At 68.5% G+C, this 22922-nt stretch carries 22 protein-coding genes, 1 rRNA gene and 3 pseudogenes; 16 read left to right on the top strand and 10 right to left on the bottom strand.

What is annotated here, in order from left to right; translation table 11 throughout:
* Positions 1 to 112, top strand: a 5S ribosomal RNA gene (gene rrf, locus G9373_RS39000); the annotation flags it as partial.
* Positions 113 to 934: 822 nt separating this feature from the next.
* Here the strand turns inward: rrf and G9373_RS38995 are convergent.
* A pseudogene (locus G9373_RS38995) lies at positions 935 to 1182 on the bottom strand (type I restriction enzyme endonuclease domain-containing protein); the annotation flags it as partial.
* Positions 1183 to 1312: 130 nt separating this feature from the next.
* Between G9373_RS38995 and G9373_RS38990 the strand changes: the two are divergent.
* The 4 genes from G9373_RS38990 to G9373_RS38975 all read left to right on the top strand — a co-directional run bounded on the left by G9373_RS38990 (position 1313) and on the right by G9373_RS38975 (position 4839).
* Complete coding sequence (locus G9373_RS38990) at positions 1313 to 1708, top strand: low affinity iron permease family protein (protein WP_005574490.1); 396 nt, start codon at positions 1313 to 1315, stop codon at positions 1706 to 1708.
* Between the two features lie 81 nt (positions 1709 to 1789).
* On the top strand, positions 1790 to 3343 hold the full coding sequence (locus G9373_RS38985) for a succinic semialdehyde dehydrogenase (protein ID WP_167120301.1): 1554 nt from the start codon (positions 1790 to 1792) through the stop codon (positions 3341 to 3343).
* 2 nt (positions 3344 to 3345) lie between these two features.
* Positions 3346 to 3789, top strand: coding sequence for an SRPBCC family protein (locus tag G9373_RS38980; protein ID WP_005574494.1), 444 nt, complete (start codon positions 3346 to 3348; stop codon positions 3787 to 3789).
* Between the two features lie 102 nt (positions 3790 to 3891).
* Positions 3892 to 4839 (top strand): alpha/beta hydrolase, encoded by a 948-nt coding sequence (locus G9373_RS38975; RefSeq protein ID WP_167120298.1) that lies wholly within the window; start codon positions 3892 to 3894, stop codon positions 4837 to 4839.
* Between the two features lie 45 nt (positions 4840 to 4884).
* Here G9373_RS38975 and G9373_RS38970 read toward each other — a convergent pair whose 3' ends face one another.
* Positions 4885 to 5667 (bottom strand): enoyl-CoA hydratase, encoded by a 783-nt coding sequence (locus G9373_RS38970; RefSeq protein WP_167120295.1) that lies wholly within the window; start codon positions 5665 to 5667, stop codon positions 4885 to 4887.
* A gap of 11 nt (positions 5668 to 5678) precedes the next feature.
* Positions 5679 to 6650, bottom strand: a complete 972-nt coding sequence (locus tag G9373_RS38965) for an NADPH:quinone oxidoreductase family protein (RefSeq protein WP_167120292.1) — start codon at positions 6648 to 6650, stop codon at positions 5679 to 5681.
* A 148-nt stretch (positions 6651 to 6798) separates the two neighbouring features.
* Between G9373_RS38965 and G9373_RS38960 the strand changes: the two genes are divergently transcribed.
* The 5 genes from G9373_RS38960 (at position 6799) to G9373_RS38940 (ending at position 11533) form a co-directional block, all read left to right on the top strand.
* Positions 6799 to 7599: a crotonase/enoyl-CoA hydratase family protein gene (locus tag G9373_RS38960; protein ID WP_054248592.1), complete on the top strand. Its 801-nt coding sequence runs from the start codon at positions 6799 to 6801 to the stop codon at positions 7597 to 7599.
* A gap of 79 nt (positions 7600 to 7678) precedes the next feature.
* Positions 7679 to 8872, top strand: a complete 1194-nt coding sequence (locus G9373_RS38955) for a thiolase family protein (protein WP_133985881.1) — start codon at positions 7679 to 7681, stop codon at positions 8870 to 8872.
* Between the two features lie 40 nt (positions 8873 to 8912).
* On the top strand, positions 8913 to 9674 hold the full coding sequence (locus tag G9373_RS38950; RefSeq protein WP_005264856.1) for a 3-hydroxyacyl-CoA dehydrogenase: 762 nt from the start codon (positions 8913 to 8915) through the stop codon (positions 9672 to 9674).
* 10 nt (positions 9675 to 9684) lie between these two features.
* Complete coding sequence (locus tag G9373_RS38945) at positions 9685 to 10326, top strand: TetR family transcriptional regulator (RefSeq protein ID WP_167120289.1); 642 nt, start codon at positions 9685 to 9687, stop codon at positions 10324 to 10326.
* Positions 10327 to 10381: 55 nt separating this feature from the next.
* Complete coding sequence (locus tag G9373_RS38940; RefSeq protein ID WP_167120286.1) at positions 10382 to 11533, top strand: acyl-CoA dehydrogenase family protein; 1152 nt, start codon at positions 10382 to 10384, stop codon at positions 11531 to 11533.
* 68 nt (positions 11534 to 11601) lie between these two features.
* Here the strand turns inward: G9373_RS38940 and G9373_RS38935 are convergent, their stop codons facing one another.
* Genes G9373_RS38935 through G9373_RS38925 form a run of 3 tightly spaced genes read right to left on the bottom strand, consistent with a single transcriptional unit; the run spans position 11602 to position 13861 of the window.
* A complete protein-coding gene (locus G9373_RS38935; RefSeq protein ID WP_167120283.1) occupies positions 11602 to 12579 on the bottom strand; it encodes a nitronate monooxygenase family protein in 978 nt (325 codons plus the stop codon).
* Positions 12580 to 12602: 23 nt separating this feature from the next.
* Positions 12603 to 13007 carry a nuclear transport factor 2 family protein gene (locus G9373_RS38930; RefSeq protein ID WP_167120280.1) on the bottom strand — a complete coding sequence of 135 codons (405 nt, stop codon included), beginning with the start codon at positions 13005 to 13007 and terminating at the stop codon, positions 12603 to 12605.
* On the bottom strand, positions 13004 to 13861 hold the full coding sequence (locus G9373_RS38925; protein WP_005573570.1) for a crotonase/enoyl-CoA hydratase family protein: 858 nt from the start codon (positions 13859 to 13861) through the stop codon (positions 13004 to 13006). Before G9373_RS38925 ends, G9373_RS38930 begins: the two co-directional genes overlap by 4 nt.
* A gap of 109 nt (positions 13862 to 13970) precedes the next feature.
* Between G9373_RS38925 and G9373_RS38920 the strand changes: the two genes are divergently transcribed.
* The 4 genes from G9373_RS38920 to G9373_RS38905 all read left to right on the top strand — a co-directional run bounded on the left by G9373_RS38920 (position 13971) and on the right by G9373_RS38905 (position 17472).
* Positions 13971 to 14576, top strand: a complete 606-nt coding sequence (locus G9373_RS38920; RefSeq protein ID WP_043793504.1) for a TetR/AcrR family transcriptional regulator — start codon at positions 13971 to 13973, stop codon at positions 14574 to 14576.
* Between the two features lie 62 nt (positions 14577 to 14638).
* Entirely contained in the window at positions 14639 to 15640 is a 1002-nt protein-coding gene (locus G9373_RS38915) for a YhjD/YihY/BrkB family envelope integrity protein (protein WP_005573568.1), read from the top strand.
* A complete protein-coding gene (locus G9373_RS38910) occupies positions 15637 to 15999 on the top strand; it encodes a PH domain-containing protein (RefSeq protein WP_005254778.1) in 363 nt (120 codons plus the stop codon). Before G9373_RS38915 ends, G9373_RS38910 begins: the two co-directional genes overlap by 4 nt.
* Before the next feature lie 315 nt (positions 16000 to 16314).
* Positions 16315 to 17472, top strand: a complete 1158-nt coding sequence (locus tag G9373_RS38905) for an MFS transporter (RefSeq protein ID WP_167120304.1) — start codon at positions 16315 to 16317, stop codon at positions 17470 to 17472.
* 4 nt (positions 17473 to 17476) lie between these two features.
* Here the strand turns inward: G9373_RS38905 and G9373_RS38900 are convergent.
* Positions 17477 to 17935, bottom strand: a pseudogene (locus G9373_RS38900) (long-chain fatty acid--CoA ligase); the annotation flags it as partial.
* On the opposite strand from G9373_RS38900, the pseudogene G9373_RS38895 reads away from it, so the two are divergent.
* Positions 17934 to 18197 (top strand): annotated as a pseudogene (locus tag G9373_RS38895) (AMP-binding protein); the annotation flags it as partial. The pseudogenes G9373_RS38900 and G9373_RS38895 sit on opposite strands and share 2 nt — an antisense overlap.
* Before the next feature lie 172 nt (positions 18198 to 18369).
* Here G9373_RS38895 and G9373_RS38890 read toward each other — a convergent pair.
* The 3 genes from G9373_RS38890 to G9373_RS38880 are packed head-to-tail and all read right to left on the bottom strand — an operon-like array spanning position 18370 to position 21681.
* Complete coding sequence (locus tag G9373_RS38890) at positions 18370 to 19854, bottom strand: adenylate/guanylate cyclase domain-containing protein (RefSeq protein ID WP_054248431.1); 1485 nt, start codon at positions 19852 to 19854, stop codon at positions 18370 to 18372.
* 55 nt (positions 19855 to 19909) lie between these two features.
* Positions 19910 to 20533 (bottom strand): response regulator transcription factor, encoded by a 624-nt coding sequence (locus G9373_RS38885; protein WP_005254770.1) that lies wholly within the window; start codon positions 20531 to 20533, stop codon positions 19910 to 19912.
* A complete protein-coding gene (locus tag G9373_RS38880) occupies positions 20530 to 21681 on the bottom strand; it encodes a sensor histidine kinase (protein WP_169695419.1) in 1152 nt (383 codons plus the stop codon). The genes G9373_RS38885 and G9373_RS38880 overlap by 4 nt, the downstream gene beginning before the upstream one ends.
* A gap of 198 nt (positions 21682 to 21879) precedes the next feature.
* Here G9373_RS38880 and G9373_RS38875 point away from each other — a divergent pair, with 198 nt between their 5' ends.
* The gene (locus G9373_RS38875) at positions 21880 to 22920 is read left to right on the top strand and encodes an ABC transporter permease (RefSeq protein WP_005254768.1); all 1041 of its coding nucleotides are present in this window, start codon (positions 21880 to 21882) and stop codon (positions 22918 to 22920) included.
* Positions 22921 to 22922 lie beyond the last annotated feature (2 nt).

The raw sequence follows: 22922 nt of genomic DNA, 5'->3' as shown, positions 1-22922 counted from the left end.
CGGCCATAGCGGAGGGGAAACGCCCGGTCCCATTCCGAACCCGGAAGCTAAGCCCTCCAGCGCCGATGGTACTGCACCCGACAGGGTGTGGGAGAGTAGGACACCGCCGAACATCCGTTACCGAAAGCCCCCCAACCATGTTGGGGGGCTTTCGGCATTCCCGGGCACAAACACCCATGCCGCACAAGTCCTTTCGCCCCGGCGCCCCGCCGGCAGACGATCAATCGGTCGGTCGATTCCGGGCAGCCACCGCCAATCGCGTGAAGTCATGCCGACGCGTCGCGGAATCACGCGTGAACTGCGTTCGGAGTCCATAGTCGAGGCGCCGACTGGCGACAGCGAGGGATCTGTGAGGTTCGACTCGATGTAGAGGCGAAGTCGCGCCAGCAGGCTGCACTCGAGTGACTCCCGATGTCGTGCTTCGTCGTCGGCGGCGCTCGCGACGAGTGCGCGAGCGAGCCGAACCGTCGCGCACTCGAGATGGTCGAGAAGCAGCGGAGCCGCTGCGGCCGTCCGGGCCAAGAGGTGGAGGTGCGTACACAGCATGTCGTACAGAGGGTTCGCGGGAACCAGATACTCCATCGCTCTGGTGACAGTCGCCGCCGGCATATCCAATTGCGCGTGATCGAGATTCACCGCGATCCTTAGCCACCTGCGGATTGTCGAACCAGTACTCGGCCAGCAGCGGCGCGATCTCCGACTGGATCACCCGGAGGTACCAGCGCTCCGCGAAGTTCTCGCCCGACGCGGCGACGGATCCCGGAGTGAAGTACGAATGACCGATGCAGTAGTCCTTGCCGAGGTTCGGGTCGGTCGCGATCACCTCGTTCAGCCTGGTCATCCGTACCGCGATGCGGTCGACGACCGGTTCGTCGCACGTTCCTCTACTCTGCCGGAGTTGGGGTTGTGCCTCCTGAGGGTCGGCTGCTTGTTCCTCGGCATACCGCGGCGCCATGGCCTCAATCTGTTGCGTCACCTGGACGATGGCGGCCGGCTGTTGGTCTGGTGGGTATCCGTACTTGCGGAGCAGGCGCTTGATGCTGGCCCTCAGCTTGGCCTTGACGTCCTAGCGCACCGTCCAGTCCGGGTATCGCGACGCATGGTCGCCACGAGGTCGCGGGCAATGTGGGCGAGCACATCGTCGCCCATGACGTCGACGGCGGCCTCGTTCTGTGCAACTACGACGTGCGGCCGCACGGGACCGGGTGTACTACCCGGTCCCGGTCTCGCGCTGAACGTCGCGATGCCTTGAAACGGGCATATCAGCTGAAACGGGCATATCTGGAGTGGCAGCTGCGCCTAGACTCCGAAGATGGTACGCAGCGCGAAGGCTGCACGTCAGCAGCCCACCGATCAGCGTTCGGCGTTCGACAGGTTCGTCGAGCAGATCGAACTCCGGGTAAGCCAGGCGCCGTTCTTCGGGATCTGCGCGGGAGCCGTCGCACTGTGGGTCGTCAGCATCCCACTCTGGAAGGACCTCCACGAGTGGCAGATCGCCATCCACACCGCCGGTGCGGTCTTCACGTTGCTTCTCGTGGTCCTGCTCGAGAATGCCAGCCGCCGTGCCACGGAGGCTCTGCAGGAGAAACTGAACGTCATCGCCGAGGCGCTCGCTGCCCTGCTCGATTCCTCCGCCCGGGACAACCCTGAGCTGAGGAAGGCGGAGGAGAAGTTGCGGGAGGCTGTCGGGCTCGAAGACCGGCACTAGTCCATCCGCCCCTGTGACTTGGCGCACCAAGCAGGTAAGTTATGTGTAACCGCAAAAACTACTAACCAGTAGGGGTACGAAATGCCTGTTCCGTCCGCCGCCACGTTCGCGCGGCTAGCCGACCTCATCGCCATTCCGGATGCGGCGGATCGCCCGACGCGGTCCGTCGTCGAGGCGTTCACGGGTAAGGAACTGGCCACTTTCCCGGTCGGTACCGCTCAGGATGCCCAGGACGCGATCGCACGTGCCCGGGTGGCGCAGAAGGAATGGGCCAAGCGTCCCGTCACTGAACGCGCCGCGATCTTCCACCGCTACCGCGACCTGGTGCTCGAGAACCGCGACGCCCTGATGGACATGGCTCAGGCCGAGACGGGCAAGTCCCGCGCCGCCGCGCAGGAGGAGGTCCTCGACATCTCGATGACCGCCCGCCACTACGCGCGCGTCGCCCCCAAGCTGCTGCGTCCCCGCCGCATCTCCGGCATGCTGCCCGGCCTCACCAAGACGGTCGTGCGGTACCAGCCGAAGGGCGTCGTCGGCGTCATCTCGCCGTGGAACTACCCCATGACGCTCGCGGTGTCCGACGCCGTCGCCGCGCTCCTCGCCGGCAACGCCGTCGTCCTCAAGCCCGACAGCCAGACCCCGTACTGCGCCCTGGCCTGCGTCGACCTGCTGTATCAGGCGGGGCTGCCGCGCGACCTGTTCGCCGTCGTCCCCGGACCGGGCTCGGTGGTCGGCACCGCCCTCGTCGAGAACACCGAGTACCTGATGTTCACCGGATCCTCGGCCACGGGTCAGCTCCTCGCCGAGCAGGCCGGTCGCCGTCTCATCGGCTTCTCCGCCGAACTCGGCGGCAAGAACCCGATGATCGTCACCGCCGGCGCGAACCTCCGTGAGGTCACCGACGCCGCCGTCCGCGCCTGCTACTCCAACTCCGGGCAGCTGTGCATCTCGATCGAGCGGATCTACGTCGAGGAGTCCATCGCACCCGAGTTCACCCGGATGTTCGGGGAACGCGTCCGCAACATGAAGCTCGGCGCCGGCTACGACTTCGGCATCGAAATGGGCAGCCTCGTGTCTGAGGCCCAGGTCAAGGCCGTGTCCAGCCACGTCGACGATGCCGTCGTCAAGGGCGCCACCGTGGTCGCCGGCGGCAAGGCGCGCCCCGACCTCGGTCCCCTGTTCTACGAGCCGACCGTCCTGACCGGTGTCCCCGAGGACGCCGAGTGCTACCGCGACGAGACGTTCGGGCCGCTGGTCTCGATCTACCCCGTCGCCGACGTGGACGAGGCGATCGAACGCGCCAACGACACCGAGTACGGCCTGAACGCCAGCGTGTGGGCGGGTACCAAGGCGGAGGGCGAGGCCATCGCCGCCCGGATCCACGCCGGAACCGTCAACGTCGACGAGGGGTACGCCCCCGCGTGGGGCAGCACCGGTGCGCCGATGGGTGGCATGGGAGTGTCCGGTGTCGGCCGCCGCCACGGCGACGACGGGCTCCTCAAGTACACCGAACCGCAGACCATCGCCACCACCCGCATCCTCAACCTCGGCGGCCCGCGTGGACTGTCGCCGAAGGTGTGGGCCAAGATCATGCCGCCTTTCGTGAAGGCGCTGCAGTGGATTCCGGGCCGCTAGACGTGGACAGCGCGCGCATCCTGATCGACGTCCCGCCCGGCGAGGTGTGGGACGTGGTGACCGACGTGGAGGGCATGGGCCGGTTCAGCCCCGAGAACACCGGGGCGCGCTGGACGTCCGGCACCCCGGTGACCGTGGGGGCGCGGTTCGTCGGCGCCAACCGGCACGGGGCGGTGCGGTGGAAGACGCACTGCACCGTCGTGGATATCGTTCCGGGTCAGAGGTTCTCGTTCGAGGCAGACGAGCCGAAGGCGCGCTGGACGTATCACCTCGAACCCTCCGGCGCGGGCACACTCGTCACCGAGACCCGGGAGATCTACGCGACGCCCGTATGGTGGGTGCGGCTGGTGCAGAAGTCGAAGGTGCTGGGCAGCAACCGCGACCAACTGATGCAGGACGGGATGCGGCAGACCCTCGAGCGCATGAAAGTCGCCCTCGAGAGCTGATTTTCCACCCTGGGGTGCTGATTCTTCACCCTAGGGTGGCTGGCGCCGCTGTGCGCAGGGTCCGAGACTGGACGCTGTCCACACCTCTCGGAGGCGCCTCCCATGAATCCTCGGCCGACACCCGTCGAAGCTGGTCGGTCGTGCCCTGACGTCCGCCGTGAGGACGTGTGGTTCCCCTCGCGGGGACAGCGCTGCGCCGCCTGGCTGTACCGGCGCCATTCCGAAACCCCTACGGCAGCACCCTGTGTGGTGCTCGCGCACGGCTGGAGCGGGGTGCGCGAGCAGAGACTCGACGCGTTCGCGGAACGGTTCGCGGCCGCGGGAGTCACGGCGCTGGTGTTCGACTACCGCTACTTCGGTGCCAGCAAGGGCGAACCCCGCCAACTGCTCGACATCGACAGTCAACTCGACGACTGGGACAGTGCCGTCGCGTTCGTGCGCAGCCGCCCGGACATCGACCCCAGCCGCGTCGCGCTCTGGGGAACGTCACTGTCCGGCGGACTCGTCCTGACGGCGGCCGCGCGGGACCGGCGCGTGGCCGCGGTCGTGTCGCAGGTGCCGTACGTCGACGGTCTGACGAACCTTCCGCGACTAGGCATGGCCGGGCTCGGCCGCATGGCGGTCGCCTACCTGCGGGACCGGTACGCCCAGGTGCGGCACCGGCCGCCGTACATGTTTCCCGTCGTCGGGCCGCCGGGCTCGTTCGCGGCCATGACCACACCCGACGCGGAGGCGGGATATCACCGGATGGATCCGCCCGGTTCGACGTGGCGCAACGAAACCCCGGGGCGGGTGGCGTTGCAGGCAGCGCTGTACCGGCCGACGACGACGGTCGCGAAGATCACCTGCCCCGTCTACTTCGCCATCGCCGACCACGACGTCGTCACCTTCACCCGCAGCGCGCAGAAGGCCGCGGCCAAGACCCCGGGCGCCGAGGTGCACGTGTACCCGGGCGGTCACTTCGACCCCTACTTCGGCGACCTCTTCGAGCGGGTGGTCGCGGACGAGACCGACTTCCTCGTCCGCCACCTCCGTCCACCGGCGGGTTAGCTAGTCACCGTGCCGAACTGTTCGCGCAGAACGCCTCGTAGGTCCTCAGCCGCGGCCGAACACGGCGGGACGCTTGTCCAGGAACGCCGCGACACCTTCCCGGAAATCGGGGGCGGCGAGGAGGTCGAGCTGGCCCGTGCGCTCGCGGGCGAACGCGTTGTCGAGTTCGAAGAGGGTGGCGTCGTTGACAGCGTCCTTGGTGAAGTGGAACGCCTCCGTCGGTCCGTCGGCGAGACGTCGCGCGAGGGCGTCGACTGTCGCGGCGAACTCGTCGTCGGGGACCACGTCGGCGATCAAACCGGCCGCGAGAGCCTCACGTGCGGGCAGTCGTTCCGCCAGAAGCGCCATCTTCAGTGCGCGAGCGCGACCGACCGAGGCGGCGACCAGGGCGGTGGCACCACCGTCCGGCATCAGGCCGACCTTCGTGAACGCGAGCAGGAAATAGCTCGACTCGGTGGCGATCGTGAGGTCGCAGGCCAGGGCGAGGGAGACCCCGACGCCGGCGGCTGGCCCGTTGACCGCGCCGATCACGGGCCGGGGGAACGCGCGAATCGCGGCCGCCGTGCGGTTCGCGGCGTCGATCGTCGCGGACGACGGCGGGCCGGAGACGTTCTCGCCACCCAGGTCCGCACCCGTGCAGAACGCACGACCGGCACCGGTGATGACGGCGGTCCGGACCTCGCCGTCGCCCGCATGCTTGTCGAATGCGTCGGCGACGGCGTCGAGGGTTTCGGTGGTGACGGCGTTCATGCGGGCGGGGCGGTCGAGGGTGACGCGGAGGACGCCGTCGTCGACGGTCGTGTCCACGCCGGGAATGTCGGAGCTCATGGGGATCCTTGTCAGGAAGGGCGGACGGAGAGGGCGATCTTGCCGGTGGCGGACCGGGTTTCGAGCGTCCGCAGCGCGTCACAGGCGTGTTCGAACGAGTAGGTGGTCGGCTCGGCGATCTGCAGCGCACCGGATTCGAGGAGCGGGCCCAGGGCCGCCCACTGCCTGCTCGTGTAACCGGGGTTGGTGCGCACGTACTCGCCCCAGCCGGCCCCGAGAACGGAGATATTACGCAGGAGAAGGCGATTGACCTTGACGGTGGGAATCTCGCCGCCGGTGAAGCCGAGGACCACCAGCCGCCCGTTGGGCGCCAGGCTGCGCAGGCTGTCGGTGAAACGGTCGCCGCCCACCGGGTCGAGGATGATGTCGACTCCGCGGCCTCCGGTGAGGTCGCGGACCCGGTCCTTCCAGCCGTCCACGAGGACGACATGATCGGCGCGGTTGGCCTTCGCGATGCCGGCCTTCTCCTCGGTGCTGACCACGGCGATCGTCTCGAGACCCAGCGCGGCCGCGACCTGCAGTGCGGCGACCCCGACACCGCCGGCGGCGCCGTGCACCAGCACGGTCTCGCCGGTGCGGTAGCGGGCGCGCTCGTCGAGGGCGAAGTGCACGGTGAGGTAGTTCATCAGGAAGCCCGCCCCGGCAGTCAACGACACCGAATCGGGCAGCGGGAACACCGAGTCCGGCTCCACCGCGACGGTCTGCTGCCACGCTCCGTCCGACGCGAGGACGGCCACCCGCTGCCCGGCCCGGATGCCGCTGTCCTCGGGTGCGCTACGGACCACGCCCGCGCCCTCGACGCCGAGTACGAACGGCAGTTCGCGGACGATCTGGTAGCTGCCGGTGGTCTGCAGCAGGTCGGGGAACGACACTCCGGCGGCGTGCAGATCCACGATGACGAGGCCGGTGCCGTCGGGTTCGTCGATCTCGGTGAGCTGGACTCCGGCGGGGCCGGAAGCGGTGGTCAATTGCTGGGCATACACGTGGTGATCTCCTCCGTCGGTCCCTGAATATCCATACCAGACGCGACTGAACGGGCGCTAGATAAATTCGATCATTGACCGTGCCTGTGACGCCGTGGTACTAACTTTAACGAGCGATCAGTAATCATGCCGAGGCGGAGGATGAGACGTGCCAGAACAGACGGAGACGACGGAGGCAGCCGCACTGTGGGAGCGGCGCGGAGGCATCGGCATCATCACGCTGAACCGCCCCAAGGCGCTCAATGCGGTGAACGGTGCGTTGTCGACCGCAGTGGGCAGTCTGCTCGAGCAGGCCGAGAACGACCCCGAGGTGCGAGTGGTCGTCGTGACCGGGTCCGGCCGCGCGTTCTGCGCGGGCGCCGACCTCAAGGCCCTGGCGTCCGGCGAGAACACGGCCGCGGACGGGCATCCCGAGTGGGGATTCGCCGGATACGCACAGCACTGGATCAGCAAGCCGACCATCGCCGCGGTCAACGGCTTCGCCCTGGGCGGCGGCACCGAACTGGTCCTCGCCAGCGACCTCGCGGTCGTCGATGAGGAGGCGAAACTCGGGCTACCCGAGGTCAAGCGCGGACTGTTCGCCGCCGCCGGCGGCGTGATCCGCCTGCAGCAGCAGATCCCGAAGAAGGTCGCGCTGGAGATCGCGCTCACCGGCGAACCGATCAGCGCAGCGCAGGGCAAGGAGCTGGGCCTGGTCAACCGTGTCGCCCCGGCAGGCACCGCCCTCGACGTCGCGCTCGAACTCGCCGAGCAGATCGCCGCCAACGCACCGCTGTCGGTGCGCGAATCGAAGGCCATGATCCACCGCACCGCAACCGAACCCGACTGGGGCGACGGGGCGTGGGAGGCGAACAACGCCGCCATCGCGACCATCTTCACCAGCGCCGACGCCAAGGAAGGCCCGACGGCGTTCGCCGAGAAGCGCCAGCCGGTCTGGCAGGGCCGCTGACCCGTGAGTACTTGTTAACGCCCCGCGGTTAATAAGTACTCACGGGCGGCGCAGCCGCACACTATCGAAAGGGAACATCATGACCAACGCTGTCATCGTGGACGTCGTCCGCCTCGCCTCCGGTAAGGGCAAGCCGGGCGGTGCGCTGTCCGGCACGCACCCGGTCGAACTGCTGGCGCACGTGCTCCGGAGCATCGTCGAACGCAACGGCATCGACCCCGCACAGGTCGACGACGTCATCGGCGGCTGCGTCGGACAGGCCGGCGAGCAGGCCCTCAACATCTCCCGAACGGCGGTGCTGTCGGCCGGCTTCCCGGATTCGGTTCCGGCCACCACCGTCGACCGCCAGTGCGGCTCGAGCCAGCAGGCGGCGCACTTCGCCGCGCAGGGCGTGATCGCCGGCGCCTACGACATCGTGATCGCGTGCGGTGTGGAGTCGATGTCCCGCGTTCCGATGGGCACGACGACCATCGGTCAGGACGCGTCCGGTCCGGGCATCGCCGCCCGCTACCCCGAGGGCCTGGTCAACCAGGGCATCTCCGCCGAACTGATCGCCGCCAAGTGGAAGTTCGACCGGGACACCCTCGACGCGTTCTCCGCGCAGTCGCATCAGCGTGCCGCCGACGCCTTGTCGAAGGGCTTGTTCGACAAGGAGATCGTCCCGATCTCGGTCACCAACGCCGCCGGTGAGACGGTGACGCACACCGCCGACGAGACCGTGCGCGCCTCCACCACCGCCAAGGGACTGTCCGGGCTGAAGTCGTCGTTCTACTCCGAGAAGTACGCGGCCCGGTTCCCCGAGGCGCAGTGGCACATCACCCCGGGCAACTCGTCGCCGCTGACCGACGGCGCGTCCGCGGCGCTGATCATGAGCGAGGAGATGGCGTCGAAGCTGGGGCTGACCCCCCGGGCCCGGTTCCATTCGTTCGCAGTTGCCGGTGACGACCCGGTCTTCATGCTCACCGCACCGATCCCGGCGACCAAGAAGATCCTCGCGAAGTCGGGGCTGAGCATCGACGACATCGACGCGTACGAGGTCAACGAGGCGTTCGCGCCGGTGCCGCTGGCGTGGGCGCACGAATTCGGGGCCGACCCGGCCAAGCTCAACCCGTGGGGCGGCGCGATCGCGCTCGGGCACGCACTCGGCTCGTCGGGCACCCGCCTGCTGAGCACCCTGGTCAACAACCTCGAGGCCACCGGCGGACGCTACGGCCTGCAGACCATGTGCGAGGGCGCGGGCATGGCCAACGCCACCATCATCGAACGCATCTGAACAACCCGCTCGAAAAACCCTGCTTCCGAAAGGTATAGACATGATCGTCAACGACAGCGTCGCACTCGTCACCGGCGGTGCCTCGGGCCTCGGCCTGGCCACCACCAAGGCCCTCCTCGCCGACGGCGCCAGCGTCGTCATCATCGACCTGCCCTCGTCCAACGGTGAGACCGTCGCCAAGGAACTCGGCGACCGTGTGCGCTTCGCCGCAGGCGACGTCACCAGCGAGGCCGACGTGTCCGCCGCACTCGATGTCGCGGAGTCGCTCGGGCCGCTGCGTGTCGCCGTGAACTGCGCCGGCATCGGCAACGCCATCAAGACCGTGAGCAAGAACGGCGCGTTCCCGCTGGCCGACTTCACCAAGATCGTCACCGTCAACCTGATCGGCACGTTCAACGTGATCCGCCTTGCCGCCGAGCGCATCTCGAAGAACGAGCCGATCGACGGCGAGCGCGGCGTCATCATCAACACCGCCTCCGTAGCCGCATACGAGGGCCAGATCGGTCAGGCCGCGTACTCCGCGTCCAAGGGCGGCGTCGTCGGCATGACCCTGCCGATCGCTCGCGACCTCGCGTCGCTGCTGATCCGCGTCAACACGATCGCTCCCGGCCTGTTCAAGACGCCGCTGCTCGGCTCCCTGCCGGAGGCTGCGCAGCAGTCGCTCGGCGGTCAGGTCCCGCACCCCTCGCGTCTCGGCGACCCGTCCGAGTACGGCGCGCTCGCCGCGCACATCGTCAGCAACCCGATGCTCAACGGTGAGACCATCCGTCTCGACGGCGCCATCCGCATGGCACCGCGCTGATCGGCGACCTGTGACTCTGCGCGAGGACGGGCCGACCGCGACGGAGCCAGTGTACGCCGACTGGCGGACGTTCGAGGCCCTGCCGCTGACGCCCATCCTCGAGCAGGCATTGGATCTGTTCAACGAGAACGGTTACCACGGCACGACGGTGCGGCAGATCGCCCGTCGTGTCGGGGTGACCGTTCCGGCCCTCTACTACCACCACGAGAGCAAGGAAGCCGTTCTCGTGGCCCTGTTCGAACTGCAGATGCGCGAACTGAACGACCGCGCCGAGGCAGCCGCCCGCGAGGCCGGCGACGACGTGGTGGCGCAATTCTCCAACGTCGTCGAGGCGATCGTCCTGTACATGACGTACCGAGTGCGGCACGTGTCCCTCGACACCGAGTTGCGGCACGTCTCGGCCGACAGCCGCAGCCGCTACGCCGCGACCCGCAAGCGGCTCGAACTGATGATGATCGACCTCGTCGCCGACGGCGTCGCCCGCGACGTGTTCCACAGCGGGGACGTCCCCGAGACCGTGCGCGCCCTCCTCGGGATGTGCCAGTCCATTCCACGCTGGTTCCAGCTCGGTGGAGCACTGACCCCCGAGCAGGTCGCCGGCCGCTACGTCGACATCGCCCTACACACCGTCGGGTATCTACCCGACCACTGACATCGCGCCGGGTCCACCGAGCCGGACGAGCTCGTCCCGGCGACAAGGAGAGACCATGCAGCGCACCCTTTTCGACAGGGATCACGAAGCGTACCGGGAGACCGTGCGCGAGTTTCTCGCCCGCGAGATCGAGCCGAACTACGAACGGTGGGAATCCGAGCGGCTCATCGACCGCTCGGCGTGGCTGGCGGCCGGCAAGTCCGGGATCGTCGGGCTCGGCGTGCCCGAGGAGTTCGGTGGCTCGGGCGTCACCGATTACCGCTTCCGGTACGTCGTCGCCGAGGAGATCGCCCGCACCGCGACGACGTCGTTCGGTTCGGGACTGTCCCTCCAGGACGACATCGCCATCCCGTACATCGTGAACCTCGGCACGGACGAGCAGAAGCAGCGGTGGCTGCCGGGCATGGCCGCGGGCGAGCTGATCGGCGCCATCGCGATGACCGAGCCCGGCGCCGGCAGCGATCTGCAGGGCGTGAAGACCACCGCGGTGCGCGACGGCGACGAGTGGGTGATCAACGGTCAGAAGACGTTCATCACCAACGGCATTCACTCGGACCTGGTCATCGTCGTCGCCCGTACCGACCCGAGCGCCGGTTCCAAGGGCTTCTCACTCCTCGTCGTGGAGCGGGGCATGCCCGGCTTCAGCCGGGGTCGCAAGCTGCACAAGGTCGGCCTGGCCGGTCAGGACACGGCCGAGCTCGTGTTCGAGGACGTGCGGGTGCCCGCCACCAACCTGCTCGGCACCGAGGGCCGCGGCTTCGTTCACCTCATGGAAAACCTGCCCCTCGAACGCATTTCGATCGCGGTCAGCGCCATCACCGCCGCGAAGGCCGCCTACCAGTGGACGAGGGACTACGTGTTCGAGCGCAAGGCGTTCGGGAAGCCGATCGGCGATCTGCAGAACACTCGGTTCGCGCTGGCGGAGATGCTCACCGAGATCGAGGTGACCGAATCGCACATCGACCGGTGCGTACTCGCCTTGAACGCAGACGAACTCACCGCCGTCGACGCGTCGAAGGGCAAGTGGTGGGCCAGTGAGCTGCAGAAGCGTGTCGTCGACCGCTGCGTCCAGTTGCACGGCGGCTACGGCTACATGATGGAGTACCCCATCGGCCGCGCATACGTCGACAGCCGGATCCAGACGATCTACGGCGGAACCACCGAAATCATGAAGGAAATCATCGGGCGCGACATCGCGGCAGGATAGGCGGCTCCGCCGCCCGTGCGTGGTTGACGAGTCTCTGGACTCCTTAACCACGCACGGGCGCGAAGCGCCTAGAGCAGGCGAGCCCGCGCGTCCGCGTACTCGCGGGTGAGGCGTTCGACGATCTCCGCCGCCGGGACGACGGCGTCGACGGCGCCGATGCCCTGTCCGGCGCCCCAGATGTCGCGCCAGGGCTTGGCTTCCGACTTCGTGCTCGTGTCCGCGTCCTCGCCGACACCGAAGTTCATGGCGGACGGGTCCGAGACGGCGAGGTTGTTCGGGTCGAGTCCGGCGGCCTCGATGCTGCCGCGCAGGTAGTTGCCGTGCACGCCGGTGAACAGGTTGGAGTAGACGATGTCGGACGCGGTGGAGTCGACGATCATCTGCTTGTAGCCCTGGTCTGCGTTGGCCTCTTCGGTGGCGATGAACGCGGATCCGATGTAGGCGAGGTCGGCGCCTGCGGCCTGCGCGGCGAGGACCGAGCGGCCGTGGGCGATGGAGCCCGACAGCAGGACCGGTCCGTCGAACCATTCGCGGATCTCCTGGATCAACGCGAAGGGTGACAGGGTGCCCGCGTGTCCGCCGGCACCGGCCGCGACGGCGATGAGGCCGTCGGCGCCCTTCTCCACCGCCTTCTTCGCGAACTTGTTGTTGATGACGTCGTGGAGGACGATGCCGCCATAGCTGTGGATGGCCTCGTTGACGTCGGCGCGGGCGCCGAGGGACGTGATGACGATCGGGACCTGGAACTCGACGATGGTGGCGAGGTCCTCGTCGAGACGGTCGTTGCTCTTGTGGACGATCAGGTTGACCGCGTACGGCGCGGACGGTGTCTCGGGGTTGTTGGCGTCGTGCTTGGCGAGGGCTTCGGTGATGCGGGTGAGCCATTCACGCAACACGGGCTGCGGGCGGGCGTTCAGCGAGGGGAACGATCCGACGATGCCCGATGTCGACTGGGCGATGACCAGGTCGGGACCCGAGACGATGAACATCGGCGACGCGACCACGGGCAGGCGAAGCCGGTCTTGCAGGATGGGGGGCAGGCTCATGAATTTCTCCTTGATGCAGTGGTTTACGACTGGGAGAGCTGGGCGGCCATCAGCGGGATGAGCGCCTGCAGGCCTTTCACGGGACGGACCATCACCTTGAACGACGTGATCTGGTCGCGGTCGTTCCAGTGGAAGAGGTCGATGCCGTTGACGTGGATGCCGTCGAGTTCGGTGGCGAATTCCAGGACCGCCGAACGGTCGCCGTACCACTCCTCGACGTAATGGAAACCGGTGCCGTCGAACACGGTCAGGGCGGCGCCGAGATACGCCAGGACCTTCGCCTTCCCTTCCTGCGGAGTGAACACCGCGGGGGAGGAGAACACGGCGTCGTCGGCGAACAGGGCGTCGAGGGCGGCGAGGTCGCGATGTTCGACGACGTGGTGCCAGCGGTCGACGACGCCGGGGCGGGCAGGCAGTGCGGCGGTCATCCGCGGAACGCCGGGGTCGGAAGGTCTTCGCCGAACACGTCCGGCAGGTCGTCGCGGACGCTGTCGGGGAACACGGCGGGCCGCTTCTCGAGGAACGCGGAGATGCCTTCGCGCGCGTCCGGCCCGATGCCGCGGATGTTGATCCCGCGTGTCTCGACGCGGTGCGCGATCATCGGGTGCTCGGCGCCGAGTGCCCGCCACATCATCTGGCGCGACAGCGCCACCGACACCGGGGCGGAGTGCTCGGTCAGGCTCCGGGCCAGAGCGTACGCCGCGTCGAGCAGGGATTCACGCGGATACAGCTTGTACACGAGGCCGGCGTCGAAGGCCTCCGTGGCGGGGAACACCCGGCCGGAGTACACCCAGTCGAGGGCCGTCTGCAGGGGGACGAGGCGCGGCAGGAACCAGGTCGAGCAGGATTCGGGGACGATGCCGCGGCGGTTGAAGACGAATCCGATGCGGGCGTCGTCGGCGGCGAGGCGGAAGTCGGCGGCGAGGGTCATCGTGATGCCCACTCCCACGGCCGGTCCGTTGATCGCGGCGATGATCGGCTTGCGGGATTCGAACATCCGGAGCACCACGCGGCCGCCACCGTCGCGGCGGGCGTCGGCGTCCTCGTCCTCGTCCTGCCAGTGATCGAACGTGGCGGCACCGGCCGACAGGTCTGCGCCCGCGCAGAACGCTCGTCCGGCTCCGGTGAGCACGATCGCCCGGACGGAGTCGTCCGCGTCGAGCTGGTCGTAGGCGGCGATCAGTTCGTTCTCCATGGTGGTGGTGAACGCGTTGAGCTGGTCGGGCCGGTTCAGGGTGATCGTCGCGATACCGTCCGCGACGGCGAGTCCGATGTGATCCACCGCACCAGCATGACATTGTTACCGAACGATCGCTAGAGCGGGTTCTGTGACGGGACCCACTACCCTGGAGTGGTCGTGTGACGATCGGAGCGGGGACGGAGACCGAGGAATGTGCGCTGCAAGGGTGGCCGCCGTGAGCACGGGTACCGGGCGGCAGGTGATCCTCGACTCCGCGGTGGCCAACATGAACGAACGCGGCTATCACGGCACGTCGATGCGGGACATCGCCCGCGGCGCCGACATCACCGTCGCCTCGATCTACCACCACTTCGCGTCGAAGCAGGAGATCCTGCAGGACATCATGGTGCGCGCGCTACACGACGCCATCGCCATGACGCGCGGTGCGCTGCTGCGCTCGGGTGGCGCCCCCGCCGACCAGTTGCAGGCGCTGATGCGGGCGTGGGTCATGTTCCACACCACCCGCCAGCTGGACGCGATGGTCGGCGCCACCGAGATACGCAGCCTCGACGACGCCGGCCGCCGGCTCGTCGTGGCCCTCCGCGACGAACAGGAACACCTCTTCCGCGACGTCGTCGAGCGCGGTGTCGAGGAGGGCGACTTCGCGACCGAATTCCCGCGGGACGCCGTCCGCGGCATCATCAACATGGGCCAGTCGGTGTGCACGTGGTGGCGCGCCGACGGTCCGCTGAAGCCCGAGGAACTCGCCGAGCGCTACGCCGACCTCGCCCTCGCGATGGTGAAACCGACCGTCTGATCGCCGTGGCCGCGACCCGGGCAGAATCGGGGTGACGGGTTGGCGCGGAAACGGAGCGTGAGATGAAGTTCGCCAGACGGCTCGACGCTCTCCAGCAGAGGTACCCGGCGATGGGCTTCCCGATCGCCGTCACGTACAAATTTCTCGACGACCAGGGCGTGTACCTCGCGGCGTTGATCGCCTACTACGGGTTCATCTCGCTGTTTCCCCTCCTGCTTCTGCTGTCGACGGTGCTCGGGTTCGTGCTGTCGGGACACCCCGAACTGCAGCAGGACATCATCGACTCGGCACTGAGCCAGTTCCCGGTCATCGGCGCCGACCTGGCCGACCCGCACCGGATTGGCGGCGGGGTGACGGGTCTGGTGATCGGACTCGTCGGTGCCCTCTACGGCGGACTCGGGGTCGCGCTGGCCAGCCAGAACGCGATGAACACGGCGTGGTCGGTGCCCCGCCACATGCGGCCCGACCCGATCCGAGGCCGGTTGCGGGGTCTGCTGTTGCTCGGCACGATCGGTCTCGCCGTCCTCGGCACCGCCGCGGTGGCGGCGGTCGGCGCCGCGACGCACCTGTCCGGATCGTTCACCGTGCTTCTCATGCTCGCCGCGATCACGATCAACTCCGCGATCTTCATCCTCGCCTTCCGGCTCGCCACTGCCCGGCCGCTGTCCGTCGCCGACGTCGCGCCCGGCGCAGTCGCGGCAGCCGTGGTGTGGCAGGTGCTCCAATCGTTCGGTGCCTATTACGTGAGCAAGGTGGTGAGCACGGCGTCCGTGACGAACGGGGTGTTCGCCGTCGTGCTGGGGTTGCTGGCGTTCCTGTTCCTGGCCGCCGCGGCGATCGTGGTGTGTGTGGAGATCAACGTCGTCCGCGTCGACAGGCTGCACCCGCGGGCGTTGCTCGGGCCGTTCACGGACAAGGCCGACCTCGTGGAGGGTGACAGACGGACGTTCACCGACCAGGCGAAGGCGCAGCGCGCGGTACCGCACGAGGGCATCCACGTCACGTTCGACGAAGTTTCTGCGAAGATGGACAGGCCTGGACCGCCGTCGAAGGAGGAACCATGACCGACCCGATCTTCGACAAGTCGGAACAGTTGAAGCAGGTCCAGCAGGGCATCCTCCCCGGAGAGTCGATCATCGCCGTGTACGACTGCATCGGCGCGGGCACCGGCTTCCTCGGGATCACGAACCTCCGCGTCGTGATCCAGGACAAGAGCTTCGTCGGCAAGCGCACCGCGATCACGTCCATCCCGTACAAGAACATCCGCTCGGTCTCGTTCCTCAGCAACAAGTCGTGGGCCGGCCAGTTCTTCTCCTCCAGCAGCATCGCCCTCGACGTCGCCGACACCACGTACGAGGCCGACTTCCGCGGCATGGACAAGGCCCACCACGTGCACACGGTGATCCTCGAACACATCACGTGACGTAGGTCGCTCTGCTCCGGTGCGTCGCGCCAGGTCACGGCGACGCACCCACACGCTGCGCCGGTGAGTGGAATCACGCCTGCGCGGATTATCAATTCGCTTGCGGCCTCGCCCATACTGGTACGAGCCGGTGTGCCACCATCTCGGCCCGGTTCATCCTCAGGCGAGTCCATTGGACGTGCTCGCCGATCCTACGATCAGCCCGACGGGAGTCTCGCTGCCATGACGCCGCCTGCAGTTCACCTCACCGAACCTGCGGTCACCGCTCGTCCGTCTCTGCGTCCGCGGATTCCGTCGCCGAGTCGGCGGGGCGCGATGCTGGCGCTTGCCCTCGGCGGGTTCGGTATCGGCACAACGGAATTCGCGTCCATGGGTCTGTTGCCCGCGATGGCTGCGGGGACCGGGGTGTCGGAGCCGGTTGCCGGGCACTTTGTCTCCGCGTACGCGCTCGGCGTCGTCGTCGGGGCGCCCACGATCGCGGCGCTGGCCGCCCGCGTCGAGCGGCGCACGCTGCTCATCGCGTTGATGGCCACGTTCGTCGTCGGCAATCTCGCGACCGCGGTCGCCCCCGGGTACGAGTCGCTGCTGGCGGCCCGGTTCCTCGCCGGACTGCCCCACGGTGCCTACTTCGGGGTCGCAGCGCTGGTTGCCGCGCACCTGGCGGAACCGGGCAAGCGTGCCAAGGCGGTCGCGACCGTGATGATGGGTCTGTCGGTGGCGAACGTGGTCGGGGTGCCTGCGACGGCGTTCTTCGGTCAGATGCTGGGCTGGCGGTCCGCGTTCGTGCTCGTGGTGATCATCGGAATCGTGACGCTGGTGGCGTTGGCGCGCCTCGTCCCGCCGCTGGCGGGGGTGCACGTGAGCAACCCGGTGGCCGAACTCGGGGCGCTGAGCCGGGTGCAGGTGTGGATGACGCTGATCTTCGCGACGGTCGGGTTCGGCGGCTCGTTCGCGGTGTACACGTACATCAGTTCGACGCTCACCGACGTGTCCGGGTTGCCGCACGCGATGGTTCCGGTGGCGTTGATGCTGTTCGGTTCGGGAATGATCCTCGGCAACGTCGTGGGTGGCCGCATCGCCGACAACGCGGTGGTGCCCGGGCTGTTCGGGTGCATGATCGCCCTGATCTGCGTTCTCGCGCTGTTCATCGTCGCCGCCCACAACCCGGTGACGGCGCTGATCGTGCTGTTCTTCATCGGGATGGCGGTGACGGCGATCTTCCCGGCCGTCCAGTCGCGGCTGATGGACGCGGCGGGTGACGCGAAGACGCTCGCGTCGACGCTGATCCACGGCGCGTTCAACCTCGCCAACGCGGGTGGTGCGTGGATCGGTGGTGTCGTGATCGCGGCCGGATACGGCTACACCGCCCCGGCAGCCGTCGGCGCCCTCCTCGGCGTCGCCGGACTGATCGTCCTCACGATCGCGGTCCTCCTCGACCGCCGGCGCCGGGACGAACCGGCCGCCGGCGGCTGACGGTTCAGGCGGGAAGGGCTCGGGCGGGAACCTGGACTGAGTAGCGCTCTCGTAGCGTGCCCTTGACGAGTTTCCCGGTGGGGGTGCGGGGGAGGTCGTCGCTGAAGACGACGTTCCGCGGGACCTTGAACCGGGCGAGCCGGCCCCGCACGTGGTCGAGGAGTTCGCCGGCCAGCGCGTCGTCCCCGGTCACACCCGGAACGGTCTGGACCACGGCCAGCACCGATTCACCCATCTCCTCGTCGGGGATCCCGATCACCGCGACGTCGAGGACGGCGGGGTGTTCGGTGAGGGTGTTCTCGATCTCCTGCGGATAGATGTTGACGCCGCCGGAGATGATCATGAACGACTTCCGGTCGGTGAGGAACAGATACCCGTCCTCGTCGAGGTAGCCGACGTCGCCGGTGGTGGTCCACGTCGGGTGTTGCGGGTGCTGGGCGTCGCGGGTCTTCGCGGGGGAGCTCGCGCTGTTGTCCCACAACTGCTGGCAGTACCCGGTGCTGAACTTCGCGACCGCCCGGCTCGGTGTGGGCCTCGTGCCGGTCAACTTCATGCTGACCGGCGGGGAGATCGGATACATCCTCGACGACTGCGCAGCCGACGCGTTCGTCGTCGAGGACGCCCTGGTGCCGGTTGCCGAGAAGGCCCTCGCGGAATCGAAGGGAAGCGTCCGGGTGCGGGCGACGATCCCGCTCGGCGATGCGGCCACACCGGACGGCTGGCGTCGCGCCTCCCTCGCCGTCGCCGGAGCGATCGGGCTCCTCTGCCTCGTCGCGATCGTCCGGAAATACTCGACGCCCGACGTCCAGCAGGCGACCGCCCGCCGGTCCACCGTGGCGGTGTGAGGTGACGTGAGTGGCAAAGTGTGCTGACGCACGCTTTGCCACTCACCTGGGGTCAGCGGGACAGTCGGCGCTGCCTCGCGTTGGCGGCGCCGACGAGCGCGCGCAGTGCCTGCGGTGCCCGCTTCGCGGTGCGCAGGATGGCCTGGTCGATCATGCCCAGCTTCGGCGCGAGTCGCGGAACGGTCCGGGGCGCGTGGTCCGCGTCGGTGAGGGAGTAGAGGGGCCAGCGGTCGGGAACGCCCTTGAGGTCGTGTTCCCCGGCGTCGGCGAACCGCAGTCCCGAACCCACCACGAGATCGCGCACGGTACGGGACACCAGCACTTCGCCGGCGCGGGCCGTCGCTCCGATGCGCGCGCCGATGTGGACGGTCATCCCGCTGACGTCGGGACCGTTGCGCTCGACCTGCCCCGCGTGGACGCCGGCCCGCACCTCGAGCCCGAGTTCGGTGGCGCCGTCGACGACCGCCCGCGCGCACCGGACCGCGGACGCGGGACCGTCGAAGATGCTGAAGGTGCCGTCGCCGGCGACATTGAGGAGCCGCCCGCCCGCCTTCTCGACGTCGTCGCGGACCTGCCACTCGTGCGCGGCCCGGAGGTCGCGGTAGGCGGCGTCGCCGATCCGCGCAAGCACCTCGGTGGACCCGACGACGTCCGTGAACAGTACGGAGGCCAGGTACCGGCCGGCGTCGGATGCCGGGTGCCCACCGGTGGCCAACTGCTCGACATGGTCGATGATCGGCTTCCACGCCTCCCCGAGCGACGCGCCGGGCGGCGACGGCGGCAACAGGTGGAAACTGCCGGCCGGGATGCGGTCCGCGACGTACTGCGAGGCGGCCACCGGCACCGGACTGCCGGGGACCAGCAGCGCCCGCGCCGGGCATTGGATGGACGGCAACGTGTCGGAGTAGTCGAGCCGGAAGATCCACTCGAGATGGGCCTGTGCGACCGCAGGTGTCGCGGAACTGCGCTCGAGCATCGCCATCAGCCGACGGTTGAACGCCGAGTCCTCCTGGGGATCCCACAGGGGAACCGTGCTGCCCGACCCCCAGTTCCGGGCGGCCCCTCGCCACTCGTCGACGAATTTGTCGCGTTCGGCGCCGGTCCAGCCGGAGGGGTCGTGGTCACCGCCCAGGAGGCGTTCCGCGAACGGCTGGATCAGGACGACGCCGGTGACCCGTTCCGGTGAGCGGGCGGCGACGAGTGCCACGGCACCGCTCCCGCTGGCCACCCCGACCAGCACGGCCTGCCGCATCCCGACCTCGTCCATGATCGCGACGATGTCGTCGGCCTGCTGCTCGAGTGTGGGCAGGTGCTCGACCGGGTCGGACAGCCCCAGTCCCCGCTGCTGGAAGTACACCGTGCGGGCGAACGTGCTGCCCCGTTCCATCAGGTAGTGGATCTGCGGGTCCGTCCACATGAGGTCGAGGTGCATGTTGATCTCGAACAGCCACACCACGTCGCGTTCACCCGCGCCCACCACCTGGTACGCCAGCGCATGCCCGTCCCGCTGCACGTAACGGACGGCAGGTGGGTCCATTTCCCCAGCGTAAACGCATGTGAGTGGCAAAGTGTGCGTCCGCGCACATTGCCACTCACCTGGGGAGGGTGCCCAGCTCGCGGGCCCGGGCGATTGCGGAGGTCCGGGACTTGACGCCGAGTTTGCCGAAGATGTGGACGAGATGGGACTTCACGGTGGTCTCGGAGAGAAAGAGTTCCTTGCCGATCTCCCGATTAGACCGCCCGGCAGCCACCAACGTCAGCACCTGGATCTCCCGTGGGCTGAGGCTGGTGGCAGGTCGGCGTACGCGGGTCATCAGTTTCGACGCCACGGCCGGGGAGAGGACGCTGTCGCCGGCCGACGCCGCGCGGACGGCGGCGAGGAGTTCGGGCGGGGGAGTGTCCTTCAGGAGATATCCGGCGGCGCCGGCCGCGACCGCGTCGAGGATGTCGGCGTCCGTGTCGTAGTTGGTGACGACCAGCACGTGCGGTGGGTTCGGCAGGGACCGCAGGTTCCGGGTGGCGTCCACACCCGAGGTGCCGGCGCCGAACCGGAGGTCCATGAGTACGAGGTCGACCGGAGTCGTCGCGCACAACGCCACGGCGGCGTCGGCGGTGGCAGCCTCACCGACCACCTCGATGTCGTCCTCGTGCTCGAGGAGGGCGCGCAGGCCCGCGCGAACGATCGCATGGTCGTCGGCGAGCAGCAGTCGGATCATGTGCCGACCTCGAGCGGGAACGACACCGCGACCGCAGTCAGTCCTGGTTCCGACTCCACCGACATCGACCCGTCGAGCAGCTCGACGCGTCGCCGAATCGAATTCAGCCCGAACGCTTTCGACGGTTCACGGTCGAGGAGTTCGACATCGAAGCCGACGCCGTCGTCGACCACGTCCAACCGGACCGCGTCCTCGTAGTAGGTGAGCGTGATCGCCATCCGGGATGCGTGTGCGTGCCGGACCACGTTCGACACCGCACCCTGCGCGATCCGCACCAACGCCGCCTCGACGGGCATCGGCAACCGCACCGGCTCCCCCTCGACCACGGCAATGGTGTCGAAGGTGTCGCTCCTCGCCTGCGTGCAGATCCGCGCGAGCGCCTCCGCGAGTGACTGCCCGTCGAGGACGGCGGGTGTGAGATCGCCGATGAGCTGACGGGTTTCGGCGAGGCTGTCGGCGGCCGTCTCCCGCGCCAACCGGATGCGGTCCCGGGCGGGGTGGTCGGGGGCGGCACGTTCGACGGCGTGGAGCAGCATCTGAATGCTCGACAGATCCTGCGCGACGGTGTCGTGGATCTCGCGTGCGAGCCGCTCACGTTCGGCCAGGGAGCCGGCGGCACGTTCCTGCTCGGCGAGTTCGGCTCGGGTTCGGGTCAATTCGTCGATGAGGCGATCGCGTTCGACGGCCTCCCGGTACAACGCCCGGTAGCCGAGGCCGATCGCCACCGCGACGCACGCGCCGATCACCGGGCCGACGACACCCGCGACACTCCAGCCGCGGTGCATTCCGGTACCCACGACGGCCACGACGGTCGCGGCTGCGACCGCCAGGACTCCCCAGCGTCGCGGCAGCAGATGCAGGTACAGAAAGAACAGCCCGAACGCGAGATAGGCGGCGTCGGGGGCGAGGACCATCAGCGCCACCCACAGAGCCGTCAGCGCGGCGAGCCACCACGCCCCGCGCAGACGACGCGTCGCTCCCGCCGCGTACACCGCGAGAAACGCCACCGACAGCACCACGATCGCCGGTGCCTGTGGTGCGTCCGGAAGGACGGCGCGCAGGATCACGACTGCAGTGAGCGCCGCGATCAGCGCATGCAGTCCCAGTTGGAGACCCGCGAACACGGGCGTGAGAGGGGAACGGTGCACCCCGCCCAGCTTATCGACGCGAGCGCACCCGGCATCCATCGAAAGTCGGAACGCGCACCCGACCTTCGACCACCGAGAATTCCACCCCACGTGCGATGGAACCGTCTCGTGCCCGGGGCACGGTGAGTTCGGAGGCCGTGAGCGCCGCCCCGGCCCGCATCGACTGCGGCGTCGGTCGTGATCTGGAGAGGACCACCTGTGTTCGTCGCATCGAGAGACCTGCGTGCCGCGCGTGGTCGATTCGCGCTGATATCCGTCGTCGTGGTGCTGATCGCGCTGCTCGTCACGTTTCTCAGCGGTCTCACGGCCGGACTGCGTCACCAGAACGTGTCCGTCGTGGAACGCATCGACGCCGAGTCGGTGGTCTTCGCCGCCTCCGACGACGGTCCGTCGTTCGACGAGTCCGTGCTGACGTCCGAGCAGGTGGCCGTGTGGCGGCGGAGCGCCGAGTCGGTGCAGCCGATCGGCGTCGGACGAGGCTCGGCGTCGGCAGTAGGAGGTGCGGCGAAGGGGGTGGCACTGGTCGGCGCGGACGGCGGTGTGGGCGACCGTGCACCGTCCGCGCCGGGAACCGTGATCCTCGGGGCCGGCGCGGCGCGATCCCTCGGCGTCGGCGCCGGCGACCGTCTCACTGTCGGCGACGTCACGTTCGCCGTGACCGCGGTCCGCGGCGACGACTGGTATGGCCACAGCCCGGCCGTGTGGATGACGCTCGCCGACTGGCAGCACGCGAACCCACGCGGGGGTGCGGCGACGGTGCTCGCGGTGTCCGGCGGGGACGACGCCACGAACGCCGTCGCGGGGACGACCTCACGAAGTGTGGCCGACTCCTTCTCCGCCATCGGCTCCTATACCTCCGAGAACGGGTCGCTGACGTTGATGACGGTGATGCTGTTCGCGATCTCCGCACTGGTGATCGGCGCGTTCTTCACGGTCTGGACCCTGCAGCGCACCCCCGATGTCGCGACGTTGAAGGCCCTCGGCGCGTCCACCGGGTCGCTCGTGCGGGACGCGCTCGGGCAGGCGCTCGTCGTCCTGCTCGCCGGTGTGGGTGTCGGTGCCGGGACGGCGGCGGTGGCCGGGTCGATGATCGGCGACGCCGTGCCGTTCGTGCTCGACATCGCCACCACTGTCCTGCCCGCCACCGCCCTCGTCGGGCTGGGCCTCCTCGGCGCCGCGTTCGCGCTCCGCTTCCTGTTCACCACCGACCCCCTCACCGCCCTCGGGAGCACACGATGACC

It is taken from the genome of Rhodococcus sp. A14 (assembly GCF_011603105.1).
Classification (GTDB): domain Bacteria; phylum Actinomycetota; class Actinomycetes; order Mycobacteriales; family Mycobacteriaceae; genus Rhodococcus_F; species Rhodococcus_F opacus.
Note: the sequence above shows the minus strand (reverse complement) of the source record. Positions and strands in the feature narration are given on the sequence as shown.

Excerpts from the sequence above, each read along its gene's own strand:
- G9373_RS38990 (WP_005574490.1), top strand. The coding sequence starts at position 1,313 with ATGGTACGCAGCGCGAAGGCTGCACGTCAGCAGCCCACCGATCAGCGT.
- G9373_RS38985 (WP_167120301.1), top strand. The coding sequence starts at position 1,790 with ATGCCTGTTCCGTCCGCCGCCACGTTCGCGCGGCTAGCCGACCTCATC.
- G9373_RS38975 (WP_167120298.1), top strand. The coding sequence starts at position 3,892 with ATGAATCCTCGGCCGACACCCGTCGAAGCTGGTCGGTCGTGCCCTGAC.
- G9373_RS38970 (WP_167120295.1), bottom strand. The coding sequence starts at position 5,667 with ATGAGCTCCGACATTCCCGGCGTGGACACGACCGTCGACGACGGCGTC.
- G9373_RS38955 (WP_133985881.1), top strand. The coding sequence starts at position 7,679 with ATGACCAACGCTGTCATCGTGGACGTCGTCCGCCTCGCCTCCGGTAAG.
- G9373_RS38950 (WP_005264856.1), top strand. The coding sequence starts at position 8,913 with ATGATCGTCAACGACAGCGTCGCACTCGTCACCGGCGGTGCCTCGGGC.
- G9373_RS38940 (WP_167120286.1), top strand. The coding sequence starts at position 10,382 with ATGCAGCGCACCCTTTTCGACAGGGATCACGAAGCGTACCGGGAGACC.
- G9373_RS38935 (WP_167120283.1), bottom strand. The coding sequence starts at position 12,579 with ATGAGCCTGCCCCCCATCCTGCAAGACCGGCTTCGCCTGCCCGTGGTC.
- G9373_RS38930 (WP_167120280.1), bottom strand. The coding sequence starts at position 13,007 with ATGACCGCCGCACTGCCTGCCCGCCCCGGCGTCGTCGACCGCTGGCAC.
- G9373_RS38920 (WP_043793504.1), top strand. The coding sequence starts at position 13,971 with ATGTGCGCTGCAAGGGTGGCCGCCGTGAGCACGGGTACCGGGCGGCAG.
- G9373_RS38915 (WP_005573568.1), top strand. The coding sequence starts at position 14,639 with ATGAAGTTCGCCAGACGGCTCGACGCTCTCCAGCAGAGGTACCCGGCG.
- G9373_RS38910 (WP_005254778.1), top strand. The coding sequence starts at position 15,637 with ATGACCGACCCGATCTTCGACAAGTCGGAACAGTTGAAGCAGGTCCAG.
- G9373_RS38905 (WP_167120304.1), top strand. The coding sequence starts at position 16,315 with ATGCTGGCGCTTGCCCTCGGCGGGTTCGGTATCGGCACAACGGAATTC.
- G9373_RS38890 (WP_054248431.1), bottom strand. The coding sequence starts at position 19,854 with ATGGACCCACCTGCCGTCCGTTACGTGCAGCGGGACGGGCATGCGCTG.
- G9373_RS38885 (WP_005254770.1), bottom strand. The coding sequence starts at position 20,533 with ATGATCCGACTGCTGCTCGCCGACGACCATGCGATCGTTCGCGCGGGC.